The following is a 12,403-nucleotide window of genomic DNA, read 5'->3' on the forward strand; positions in this document are numbered from 1 at the left end:
GGCATCGCAGTACTGATCTACCACGGTGATCGTGGAGGTAGCCGTTCTTGAACCCAATTAAATACCCTTGCTAAGTTAAACTCTTAGTAACTAATTATACTCTCATGAGAGTAATAAAAGAGCGTTAATCTACCTTTGTCTATGATTCACAACACCGATGTCCCCAAAACACCTTAAACCAGCGGGGTGTTTGCCGGGGAAACTTCCCTTGCCAAACATCTTTACCACTATTTTGCTGATGCTGTTGCTAATTGGTTGTCAAGGGAAAGACCCAACAGACACCGAAACTCCTCCTGTAGTATCTTTACCTGTTGTTGACGTGCAACGCCAGGATATACCTGTAGTAGTCAACATTCGCGGCACAGTTAGCGCTTCTCCGAATATGAGTGCTAAACTTAGCCCAGCTGTAGCCGGAAAACTTGTAGCCGTTACCGTAGTACCTGGTCAGCAGGTGGCGAAAGGACAGATAATAGCTCGTCTGGATAATCGTCAAAGTCTCGATCAGGTAAAGCAAGCAACAGCAGCGTTACGTTCAGCCCAAGCGGGTGTTGCTCAAGCACGCACTGCTTTGGAACTTGCCCAGAAGAATTTGTCGAGATCGCGCCGCCTCTACAACGAAGCTCTGAATCCGACGCAAAAAGCCACAGACCCCGGTATTCAAGGAGCAAGAGGAGGTGTTGCTCAAGCTCAAAGCAATCTCACTTTTGCCCAAAATAACTTACAACGACAACAAAAACTCTTTAAAGAAGGCATAACACCCAAAAAAGACTTGATTGCTGCCCAAAATCAAATCGAAACGGCTCAAGCTGTGTTGAACACTGCCCAAGCAGCTGTACAACAAGTCGCGCCCGAAAAAGATGTGATTGCTGCTCAATCTCAATTGGAAACAGCCCAAGCTCAACTTGTTGCTGCAATTGCTCAAGAGAAACAGGTTAATGCTTCCCGCGAGCAAGCCCAAACTCAACTCAGCTTTACTGATATCCGCAGCCCCATCGCTGGAGTTGTAGCTAACCGCTTTCTGAATATTGGTGATACCACTGACCCTACTACACCAGTCATTCAGGTCGTCAACTTATCAAAAGTGATAGTCAATGCCAACATCAGCGCCGACAAAAAAGCTAATATTCGTGTTGGTCAAAGCGCCAAAATCGTCAGCTTAACCGAGGGAAGCTATTCCAGTGTTGTCACGGCTATTAGTCCAATTGTCGATCCCCAGAGTAATACCCGGAATATCCAAATCCGCGTTGACAATTCTGGTGGGCGGTTAAAGGAGAACCAAATTGTCACTGTGTCTATTATTACAGATATTCATCAAGCAGCAATTACAGTGCCCCAAACGGCGTTGGTTTCAGACCCAGAAAATCCCAATGGACGTATGGTTTATACCGTCAAAGCTGGGAAGTTGGAAAGAAAAAAAGTGCAAATTGGTATCCAGCAGAGCAATGTACCGAGTGGCGAACTGCTTGCAGCAGCGCTTCGCGATCGCTTTGCTTCCCGCGTTGAGATTGTGTCAGGATTAACAGGTAATGAAAGAGTGGTAGCTAAAGGGGCTTACGGATTGGCAGATGGTACTCCTATAGAAGAGGTAAAGCAATGATTCGTTTTACCAAACTACTACAATCTCAAGCAAAAGCAATTTACCTAATATTTGTGTTCATGGCAATTTTAGGTATATTAGCTTACAGTAATCTGCCCAGTGGAGTTTATCCCGAATTATCCTTTCCTCGGATTGCCGTAATTGCTGAAGCTGGGAATGTTGCCCCAGAACAGGTAGTCCTCACCGTGACTCGTCCTTTAGAAGTAGCTACTAACCAAGTTTATGGTGTCCAGAAGATCCGCTCAAAGACTGCCCGTGGCTCTACAGAACTCTCAATAGAGTTTCAGCCCACGACTGATATGCAGCAGGCTCTCCAACAATTGGAAGCCAAAATTAATGAAGTACGGAGTACCCTGCCAGCTGGTGTTAACCTCACGGTTGAGCGAGTTACCCCCGCCATTTTTCCGGTACTCAGCTACAACGTCACCACCGATACTTTAGCGCAAACAGACCTGTACTCGATTACTCAGTATCAAATCTTGCCTTATTTAAGCAGAGTTGCAGGTGTTGCCCTTGTCAATCTTCAAGGGGGAAATATCCCGGAAGTGGAGGTGCAGATTGACCCGAATCGCTTGCAAAATTCTGGTTTGAGTTTATCACAAGTTGCCGACACGATTGGGCGTTCAACTCAGAATCAAGCAGTAGGTAAACTAGATAATAACTACCAGCAAAATTTAATAGTTACCAATGGTCAGCCAATAGACCCGTCTGCGCTCACAGGGATTGTGGTAACGACGAAAGGTGCTGGTAAACCTGTATTTTTAGAGGATTTGGCACAAGTTTCTTTGGGTGAGGCTGACCGCACCCAAATTGTTAGTGCCAAGGGTCAACCAGGATTAACACTAAATATCTTCCGTCAGCCGAATAGTAATGTTGTAGCTGTAGCTGAGGCGGTACAGCAGGAAATTAAGTCGCTGGAAAAAAGCTTGCCGCCAGGAGTGCAAATCGCTAAAGCTTACGATGAATCTGGATTAGTTGTAGACGCGATCGCTAATGTCCGCGATTCTATTGCTATTGGTATTGTCCTGATTATCATTGTACTATACGTATTCTTACGAGAATGGCGCAGTACAGTAATTGCTGCCATCACTATTCCTCTGTCTGCACTTGCGGCTTTTGGGGTGTTATCCTTCGTTGGTCAAAGTCTGAATCTCATGTCTTTGGGAGGACTAGCGGTAGCCATTGGTTTGGTAATTGATGATGCGATTGTGGTAATTGAAAACATCGACCGCCAACTGCAAAAAGACTTGAACTCAATCGCAGCCGTAGCCGCAGCAATGGCTGAATTAACTGAACCCGTAATTAGTTCCACGATCACCACAGTAGCAGTGTTTCTGCCTTTGGGACTGTTATCAGGTGTTGCCGGACAGTTTTTTACTAGTTTGACCACTACCTTAACTGCTGCGGTTGGTTTCTCTCTACTGTTGGCCCTGACTCTCACTCCTCTACTAGCAGCAAGCTGGCTGCGGCGTCAGTCAAATCACTCAGAACCAAAATTGTTAGTTAAGCTGGATAATACTTATACGCGGCTACTGCGTGTTGTATTTGGGAAAGCGCATTGGGTTGGTGCGATCGCACTGTCTCTACTAGCAGTCGGGGCAGTATTATTTACTCAGCTAGGTTCGGATTTTTTACCAACTTTTGATGAAGGCAGCTATATCATTGATTACCTCACACCGCCGGGAACATCCTTAACTGAAACGGACTTTCTAGCACGCCAATTGGAAGAAATTATCGGCAAAACCCCTGAAGTAACAAATTGGACACGGCGTACAGGTGCAGAAAATGGTTTATTTGCGACTCAGCCGAATAAAGGCGATATTATTGTCGTCCTCAAACCACCGGGGCAGCGTCAACGCCAAGTCTTTGATATCATCGAAGCTCAACGGCAAGATATTTCTCAAAAGTTACCCCAGGTAAATATTGACTTTCACCAAATCCTCCAAGATGAACTTAACGACCTTTCTGGTGCAGCTAGTCCAGTAGAAGTACGCATCTTTGGCGAAGAACCAGGTATTCTGCGTAAATTAGGAGAGCAAGTTCAAGCCCGTATTGATAATATTCCTGGTTTGGTAGACTTGGTATCTAGTGGAGGAGTGATCTTACCGCAATTAGATATGCGCGTTGATTCTACACAAGCCGGACAGTTAGGATTGACAGAATCAGACGTTGCACAGCAAGTACAGGATGGCTTGTTTGGACGGGTAGCAACTCAGATTCGTCAGGGTGACAAGTTAGTAGATGTGCGAGTTCACCTTTTAGACAGTGTGCGTCGAGATCCGCAACAACTAGACCAAATCCCAATTGTCGGTACGAATGGCATTACATTACCGCTTTCTGCTGTAGCTAGGATTAAACCAACAACAGGCGAAGAAGCGATTTTGCGTGAGAATCAGCAGCGTTACGTTTCCTTTAAAGGTGGTGTGGAAAAACGCGATCTTGGTTCGGTTGTCCAAGATATCAATCAAAAATTAGCCGGATTCAAACTACCTCAAGGCTACATCCTCTCAGTCGGTGGATTAATTGCTTCTCAGCAGCAGTCTTTTTCACAATTATTGATGGTCATGGGTTTGGGAGTATTGCTAGTCTATCTGGTGCTGGTTATACAATTCCGTGACTTATTACAACCACTAGTAATTTTTACGACAATTCCCTTAGCGCTTTTAGGAGTAGTGCTGAGTTTGTGGGTTACTCAGACACCACTGAATGTTTCATCGTTTATGGGGATTATTTTGCTGGTGGGTTTAGTAGTAAAAAACGGAATTATTTTGTTGGAATATACCAACCGTTTACGTTTAGAGGGTCATTCTGTAGAATCTGCTTTACTTGAAGCTGGTCGTGTCCGACTGCGACCAATTTTAATGACCACACTCTGTACTATTCTGGGTTTACTGCCTTTAGCTTTGGGTTTAGGTGCAGGAGCAGAATTGCAAAAACCACTAGCGATCGCCGTTATCGGTGGGCTTTCACTTTCTACTATTTTTACTCTAATATTTGTCCCAGTTGTGTTTCGTATCGTTTCTCGATTTCAGCGTTGAAATGTTATGCAAATTATCATGTGTCTGACAAAAGTTTTCTATCAAGTGGGTGATATTCCTATATTTAATCCTCTTTATATCCATGCTTACATTATTCATCAATGGCTATTAAACTTTAGAAGTCAGCCCTTGTCAGTTAATCAAAAATCAGCAATAATATTCTCCCCCCATCAAGATGATGAGACTTTAGGTTGTGGTGGTTTAATTGCTCTTAAACGTGAAATGGGAATCCCGATTAAAGTTATATTTTTGACCGATGGGCAAAAATCACATACAGCAACCCCCTGGATTAAACCACCAGAGAATCTTATTCAAGTTCGTAAACAAGAAGCAACAACGGCTTTACATATTTTAGGGGTAGAAGTATCAGACATTCACTTTTTTAACCTGATGGATTCTACTTTAAGCCATCTAACTAATGAGCAATATGAAAATACTATTAAGTCAATTTTTGAACTAATACGGACTTTTAAACCAGGGGAAATTTATGTTCCTCATCGAAAAGATAATCAGGTAGCCGAGTTGGAAATCATCCGCAAGATCATCAGCGATCGCTTCAAACCCTCCTATTGCCTTGAGTACTTCTTTACGAATTACAATGGTTGAACCAAAAGCACATTTCATCCCCTCTAATTGTTTACCAGCTAAAGAAGTAGCATGAATATAACAAGCAGTTCCAATGGCTTCTAAAATTTCTACCCATCCTTCCGCCACCGAACGAAATAAACAGGTGACAACACCAACCTTGTTGTCATGTAGTGGTTGTACAACTCGCTGTAAGTAGTCTTCTCCAACTCGAATGTCGCTATCAGCAATAACTAGGATTTCGTATTTGGCGAAAGATAAAGCATTTGCTAGATTACTTACTTTTAGGTTTGCCCCAATAATGCGCTCGCAGATTATTAAATGAATATCCAGCCTTGGAAAGTCTCGGATAATTTGTTTGACCACATCTATTCCCGGGTCTTGTGGGCTGAGGACGCTGAATATAATCTGGTAAGTTGAATATTCCTGTTGGCAAAATGTTGCTAAATTTTCGTAGATATCTCTGTCCAGTCCGCAAATTGGCTTCAGGATAGTAATGGGTGGAGAAAAATTGGGAGCATATATATGGGATTCCCCAAAGGTGACAACTGCTGAATAGATTGAGTAACAATAAAATAGGGTAGCTGACAAGCAAAGAATTAATATTAAAACGTCGATAACTGTTAGGTTAATATTTGTCAAAAAAGCAGATGCAGAAATTTCCATTGACTTAAAGCATTAATCTCTCGATTTAGTTGATACATATTGATTACAACCTTTACCTTCTAAAAATGGTTGTCCAACTTTACCTTCCAAAAATATCCAAAAAATCACATAAAGGAAAGCTAAACTGCTCAAACTATCTCCCTGTATGCAAGATAAAGGTTTTGCTAATAGCAATGCCAAGGGCGGCAAGCGATCGCAACGCTAGTAAGAAATCCCACGAGTTAGGAAAAAGTTGGCATCTGAGTAGTATTTATATGAATTTACGTCCATCTTCTTCTTCCATTTTTGTTATTATGTCCATTTTCTTTATCCAAAGTTGCGATCGCTTGATTAATGTCTTAACGAAGTTATAAGTATTTCAGCTTACAACTTGTCCAACTTCTCCTTCCAAACCTTGTCCAAAATCTTCTTCAAGTCACACAAGACCATAACCGTAGCCAGTACCGTTTTTGTTCAGCACCTCAGATGATCTGGTACTACTTCCCAGATCGCTGTCAGAACAGGGTTAGGCTGCACTACAAAGCTTACTTTTACTCCCAAAGGGGTATCCTCTGGCACTACTTGAACATTGGAGAAGAAGCCAGTAGCAAATATAGCGTTTATATCTTCTTGCAATTGGGAGCGGGTTGTGGTTCGTCCTGGTTGAGTACGAATTACTTTGTATACTTGGTTTTCTAGTTCTGGTAAGATTTTACCTACCTGATATCTAACTGCTACTTCCGATATCAACACACGGGCTTCTGGGGCTTTGTTGGTTTGAGTATTTCCTGGAGTTATGGGAAATACAGGTATTGCCGCAGGCGCGTTGGCATTATTTTGACCAAGAGTGGTGTCGGAGTCTTTTTCCGACTGCTGATTGATTCTTGGTATAAAAACCTTTGTTGTCTGTTTTAAACTGTCAGCAGTTTGTGCATTTGCCTTCTTGCATTCACTTAGTATATTTTTTTAAATTGAAGCAAATCTTTCCGAGTTCTTGACTTTTGTTCTCTATAATTCAATCCAACAACCTTACTCATCCAGGTTATTAAACTGTGAAGAAGGCAGGGAGGCACTTATGTTGCGATGAGCGTGTAGGCAACTCTTAGAGACGCACTCGTGTTCAGACCTACACTGATAGCGAAGCGGTAGCGACGCAGGAGCGTCTTGCAGGACACCTGTGGCAGAGATTTTGGAGTGGGGCTTAAACCCAAGACCCGTTTGGTTGCGGCATCTATGCAGCAGGCAGTATTCCTTCTGTCTTCTGCCCTCTGCATAGATGCCTTTCTTGCTAATCAAAAGATTGAATGCAATAAAAAATTACGCAAAAATGATAGTAGCTGCTGTTACTATAGTGTGAGACAAAAGTGCAATTTTTAATATTGCCTAAAGTTTTAGGATTTTATATCTGCAATATTTTTAAAGTCTAGCCAGAATCACAAATAATACTTTATTCGATGATTAATCTTGCCGAAACTGCCTATTTAGTGGCAATGTATCGCGCATTGGAAAGCGAACGTATAGATGCATTATTTAAAGATCCATTAGCGCGGATGTTAGCTGGTGGAAAAGGTGAAATGCTTGTTGAGGTTATAGGGGAGAAAGACAAAATTACAAATGCGATTGCCATCCGCACTTATGTTATTGATCACTTGATTTTACAGTTAGTTAATTCACAAAATATTGACACTGTAATCAATTTGGCTGCGGGGTTAGATACTCGACCCTATCGATTACCTTTAGATGCATCACTTCGTTGGATTGAAGTTGACCTGCCGGAAATCATTGCTTACAAAGAACAAATACTTAAAGACCAGCAACCTTTGTGTTCTCTTGAGCGTGTCCAACTCGATATTACTAACGTGGCATTGAGAAAAACTTTTTTTTCCGAGATTAATCTTGCAACAAGACAGACGCTAGTGATTACAGAAGGGTTGCTATCATATCTACATGAAACCCAAGTAGCATTACTTGCAACCGATATTTATGAGCAATCTAATCTGAATTGGTGGCTATTTGAATTGGAATCATCATTAGCGTTAAAAGATTATGATCAAGTTTACGCTCGCAAAATTTTCGACCAATATTTTGCGAATGGAAATAAAACTTTGTTATTTGCTCCTGAGCAAGGGGCAGAATTTTTTCAACAGTATAATTGGAAAGTTGCAAAATCTGTATCTGCATGGAAAGAGTTACACCGACTCAACCGAGGGATAAAATTTACCTGGTTACTAGAAATAATTATGAAATTGGTTGCTAATGAATATTGGGAAAAAATTCAGCAGCAAGGTAGTGTTGTATTGCTTGAGAGAAGCCCCGCCGTTGGCGATCTAGTAAAAACAAAGGAGGTTTTTGAAAAGAGATGATTCAACAACCTCTTATTTTTTGACCAATATCCCCTACCCCCTCACATCCTAGAGATCCTTATCCCTTATGAATTTGGTGAAAACAAGCGTGCCATTCGATTTATCCCCCTAATTTTTAGCAGCTGACTTTGAGGCACTGCTCCCAATACAATCGAAGTTTGGTAATATCCGAAAAATAATTGTAAAAGGAAAGGAATATATTTTGAACACCATACTTTCTCGTAGGGTTGGCAGAGGTATTGCCTCTGTATTAATGTCCGGTTTGAGCTTTTGCTTTCACAATGCGGTAATTAGTGGCACATTACCAACTCCGAACTACCACATAATAAAAAAAATACCTTTAGGTGGAGAAGGACGATGGGATTATCTAACATTGGATAGTTCAGCCCGTCGCCTATATATTACGCGCTCTACAAGGGTAACAGTATTAAATGTTGATACGGGGTTGGTTGTAGGCGAAATTCCTCATACTGTTGGAGTACATGGGGTTGCCATTGCCCCAGAATTAAATCGTGGCTTTATTAGTAATGGTAAGACGGCAACAGCTACTGTTTTCAATTTAAAAACATTACAAGTTATAGGAGAAGTAAAAACTGGTTCTAACCCAGATGCAATTGTCTATGAGCCTATGTCCAAAAAAGTCTTCACTTTTAACGGCTTGAGCAACACGGCAACTGTTTTTGATGCCAAAACTACTAAAGTTCTGGGGACAATCGCTTTAGGTGGCAAACCAGAATTTGCTGCCGCCGATGACTCAGGGCGGATTTTCGTGAATTTAGAGGATAAAAACGAAGTCGTCGCAATCAATGCTATTAATCTCCAAGTAAAGGGACATTGGGCGCTCAAACCTTGTTCAGAACCAACTGGTATCGCAATAGATAGACAGCATCAACGTTTATTCATCGGTTGCACAAACCGACTGATGAGTGTAGTGGATGCAAATACAGGAAGTATTAAAGCTACACTGCCAATTGGTAAGGGGACAGATGCGATCGCTTATGATCCAGTGACTAGATTAGCTTTCAGTTCAAACGGTGAAGGTTCACTAACAGTAGTACATGAGGACTCTGCCGATAAATTTAGTATTGTGAATAACGTCATAACCCAGCCAGGTGCGCGGACAATGGCGTTAGATTTGAAGACCCATAAGTTATATTTCGACACAGCTAAGTTTTCAGCAACTTCTACCCCCGTCTCAGGACAAGTACGATCTCGACCAAGTATTATCCCTGGTACTTTTGTGATTCTGGTTTTAGGAGATTGACTTTGCTGCACTCATGGAACGAGTTTCTAGTTCGTATTGTTTCCAGCTAAATAAGAAGAGTTTATGGTGGTTTGGGGGAATTAGTTTTGGGCTTGCTGATGGGCAATCACCTGTGGTGGGGCGAAGCCCATCGCTCTAAAGCGGGTGGGTACGCCTTCGCCCATCAAAATTTACCAGCCGCTTGGAAACAGTACGCTTGCAAAGATAGTTTAACTCAGGTTGTGTGATGCCTCCTCTTGGCGGTTACGCCATCGCCTACAACGGGTAAGCCATTATACATTGATTATATTTCTAGTACATTACTAGCCAGTTGTAGCGTAAAGCCTTCTCTTCAAGAGGCTTCGCCAACGGCATAGCTTCGCTTAACGCGCAGCGTCTCCAAGAGTTGCGATGACCGAGCGCTGTGGGTTGGCTGCTGAGTTCTTCTACAGCATTGGGTCAACAACTGGCAATTTGTAGCTGTTCTGTTCTGTTCTGTTCTGTTCTGTTCTGTTCTGTTCTGTTCTGTTCTGTTTTGTTCTGTTGATATCCCATTTAAACGGCAATTCAGAGACGAGTGATGAAATTGCCAGAACCTTTGAACATGGCGCTGTAATTTCAACTTTTTCTTAGAGGAAACCTCAAGCTACACCGATAGCGCTAGCATTAGAGAAAGATTAATTAATTAATTAATGTGGGAGCAAGTTGATGCGCCTCACCAGAAGTCGGAAGGCAGTACTGCTCCTACTGCTTGGCGGATTTATTCCCTTACTGATATTTGGGGACTTAGCAGAGGATGTCTGGAAACAAGGCGGATTTTGGTTCGATGTTCCTCTATTATTAGCGATTCACAGCACTGCCCAACCGAAACTAGATGTTTTTGTTTTACACTTGACGAAGTTAGGGGTGTTTTGGGGGGTATTCCCAGCAGCAGCAATGATTGTGCTGTTCCTACTGATTCGACAACGGTGGCGTGCTTTAGAGTACTTTTTCATCGCCTCGGTGGGCAGTATAATCATTAATCAGACGGTTAAGCTGTTGCTGCACCGGGCACGTCCTCATCTGTGGACATCACCTGCTCCAGAATTTGATTATGGCTTTCCTAGTGGTCATGCGATGGCTAGCATGACTTTGGTGGCAGCTTTGAGCATTTTGAGTTGGAACAGCCGTTGGCGTTGGTTTGTTCTGATTATCGGAACCCTGTTTGTCTTAATAATTGGTTGGACACGTTTGTATCTAGGAGTCCATTATCCAAGTGATGTATTAGCAGGATGGATGGTGGCATTGGGCTGGACAGTTGGAGTCAGCTTGCTAATCAACCCGCATCAAGTTCGCCGGAGATATCAATAGTAAACGTGCGATTCGTTCAGTCGTGAGGAACTCATGCAACATTGGTTCATGTATGGGTTGACTGATAATTTTTCGTACTAAGCACTAATAGATTCAGATAACAAACCTGATAGTGAGTGATTTTAGAACTGTGAGACTGCTGTTGAGCGTTCAGAGCGCAGATCAGTGCAATAATTAACTGTATTTAAATCTGTACGATAAGAGAAATTACAGTTATGGGTTGGTTACAAAGACTGTTTGGACTTGAATTACCAGAAGATGCTCAAGTTAACCCAGATCCGACTCTAATTGCTTCTTCTTCCGAATCAGGAGAAACTATTCCCCTGGAGCGAGTCGGACTAAATGGAGAATATGACCAAAGTGGTTTAGCAAAAAGAGTAGCCCTAGCTTTTGACGAAGACTCGCAATTTGATGAGATTGATTCTGTCTACGTTGCTCAGTTGGGAAGTACCGTAGTTTTAAAGGGAGAAGTAGCAACACAAGAGATATTGGCACAATTAGTAGAGACTGCCAGAGCGGTGAGTGGCGCTAGTGATGTGCAGAGTGATGAAGTCAGTATCGGGTAAAATATTGGGAATTAAATATTAGAAAATTAACCGCATGAACGAATGGCACTAAGAAAAGCCGAAACACTTGCGGTTTAAGCAGTTTGCAATTGCTTTCGTAATTCGTGCCGGGGTTTGGTCATCAAGGGGTAAATTTTTGGGCGACGTTTGCGGACTCGTGGTTCACTTCTACCTGGGCGATCGGGAACAACCTCGTGGGCTATAACTTTGAGTAAAGTGTGATAAATTCGCTGACGTTTTGTTGAAGAAGTAGCTAACAATTCGGGAATAAAGTTATTTAAATGATGGCGAGTACCTTGCAGTGACAGGCGTAACGGGGAAGTACCGTAAGTAGTACCTGCCGACCACATCAAACCACGAAGTAGATTGTAAGCAAGTAAATAAACATAAATCTCTTTGCGTACCATTGAAGGAGTTTTACAGCGTAAAACATCCATACCCAAGGTAGTTTTGAGATGTCTTAAATCTAGCTCAACATCCCACCTCTGACCGTAAAGCCCAACAATATCCAGAGTAGAATAAGTTACTTTATCTAATAAAGTAGTGATTAAGCTAACTCTTTCTGTACGAAAACCAGGAATAACAATGTAATAGTAAATCTCTCGCACAGTTATGGTTTGGGGTAGAGCATCAAATTCATCTTGGCTCAATCCTTTGGGGCAGATTTTCGGTTTATACCAAGTAACTAATTTATCGCAGTCTCCAATAATTTTGCCTTTTTTCATGGAAGTTTTTCGAGCTTGATGCTTACGAAATACGGCATCACAGTTGATTTTTTTAATAGCAATCAGATCGGCGTAAGCGCAAAAAGCTCTATCCCCTAAAAGGATATCTAAGGGATTAAGAAACTGATATAATTGGCGAGCTAGTTTAATATCATGAGTGTTCATATAGCGGTTTTCAGTTGAGTGAGAGACAATCAAATGTACTATAAAGAGAAAATGAGTCAAAATTGTCAGCAATGAAACCATACTCTATAGATTTGCGGCGGAAAATTACGGAAACCTATGAACGGG

General features: G+C 42.1%; 10 protein-coding genes and 2 pseudogenes. 9 read left to right on the plus strand and 3 right to left on the minus strand.

All coding sequences use genetic code 11. The annotated features are described in order from the left end of the window. Positions 1–208: 208 nt before the first annotated feature. The 3 genes and pseudogenes from CDG79_RS35555 to CDG79_RS44425 form a co-directional block, all read left to right on the plus strand. Entirely contained in the window at positions 209–1,597 is a 1,389-nt protein-coding gene (locus tag CDG79_RS35555) for an efflux RND transporter periplasmic adaptor subunit (protein WP_223278540.1), read from the plus strand. Beyond that, entirely contained in the window at positions 1,594–4,635 is a 3,042-nt protein-coding gene (locus CDG79_RS35560; protein WP_094346303.1) for an efflux RND transporter permease subunit, read from the plus strand. Before CDG79_RS35555 ends, CDG79_RS35560 begins: the two co-directional genes overlap by 4 nt. 18 nt (positions 4,636–4,653) lie before the next feature. Continuing rightward, positions 4,654–5,085 (plus strand): annotated as a pseudogene (locus tag CDG79_RS44425) (PIG-L deacetylase family protein); the annotation flags it as partial. 6 nt (positions 5,086–5,091) lie between these two features. On the opposite strand, the gene CDG79_RS35570 reads toward CDG79_RS44425, so the two are convergent. After that, the gene (locus tag CDG79_RS35570; protein WP_094346305.1) at positions 5,092–5,886 is read right to left on the minus strand and encodes a glycosyltransferase; all 795 of its coding nucleotides are present in this window, start codon (positions 5,884–5,886) and stop codon (positions 5,092–5,094) included. Between the two features lie 173 nt (positions 5,887–6,059). Between CDG79_RS35570 and CDG79_RS41700 the strand changes: the two genes are divergently transcribed. Continuing rightward, positions 6,060–6,239: a hypothetical protein gene (locus CDG79_RS41700; RefSeq protein ID WP_143855677.1), complete on the plus strand. Its 180-nt coding sequence runs from the start codon at positions 6,060–6,062 to the stop codon at positions 6,237–6,239. Positions 6,240–6,372: 133 nt separating this feature from the next. On the opposite strand, the pseudogene CDG79_RS35575 reads toward CDG79_RS41700, so the two are convergent. Then, positions 6,373–6,825, minus strand: a pseudogene (locus CDG79_RS35575) (POTRA domain-containing protein); the annotation flags it as partial. Positions 6,826–7,319: 494 nt separating this feature from the next. Between CDG79_RS35575 and CDG79_RS35580 the strand changes: the two are divergent. From CDG79_RS35580 to CDG79_RS35595, 5 genes are all read left to right on the plus strand, one after another. Further along, positions 7,320–8,228, plus strand: a complete 909-nt coding sequence (locus tag CDG79_RS35580; RefSeq protein WP_094346306.1) for a class I SAM-dependent methyltransferase — start codon at positions 7,320–7,322, stop codon at positions 8,226–8,228. A 202-nt stretch (positions 8,229–8,430) separates the two neighbouring features. Beyond that, positions 8,431–9,492 (plus strand): YncE family protein, encoded by a 1,062-nt coding sequence (locus CDG79_RS35585; protein WP_223278541.1) that lies wholly within the window; start codon positions 8,431–8,433, stop codon positions 9,490–9,492. A 71-nt stretch (positions 9,493–9,563) separates the two neighbouring features. After that, on the plus strand, positions 9,564–9,719 hold the full coding sequence (locus CDG79_RS43045; protein WP_189525246.1) for a hypothetical protein: 156 nt from the start codon (positions 9,564–9,566) through the stop codon (positions 9,717–9,719). A gap of 460 nt (positions 9,720–10,179) precedes the next feature. Continuing rightward, positions 10,180–10,821, plus strand: coding sequence for a phosphatase PAP2 family protein (locus tag CDG79_RS35590; protein ID WP_094346308.1), 642 nt, complete (start codon positions 10,180–10,182; stop codon positions 10,819–10,821). A 215-nt stretch (positions 10,822–11,036) separates the two neighbouring features. Then, positions 11,037–11,387 (plus strand): phospholipid-binding protein, encoded by a 351-nt coding sequence (locus CDG79_RS35595; RefSeq protein ID WP_094346309.1) that lies wholly within the window; start codon positions 11,037–11,039, stop codon positions 11,385–11,387. A gap of 74 nt (positions 11,388–11,461) precedes the next feature. Here the strand turns inward: CDG79_RS35595 and CDG79_RS35600 are convergent, their stop codons facing one another. Further along, positions 11,462–12,277, minus strand: a complete 816-nt coding sequence (locus CDG79_RS35600) for a transposase (RefSeq protein WP_262985869.1) — start codon at positions 12,275–12,277, stop codon at positions 11,462–11,464. Positions 12,278–12,403 lie beyond the last annotated feature (126 nt).

The organism is Nostoc sp. 'Peltigera membranacea cyanobiont' 232 (assembly GCF_002245985.1).
Classification (GTDB): domain Bacteria; phylum Cyanobacteriota; class Cyanobacteriia; order Cyanobacteriales; family Nostocaceae; genus Nostoc.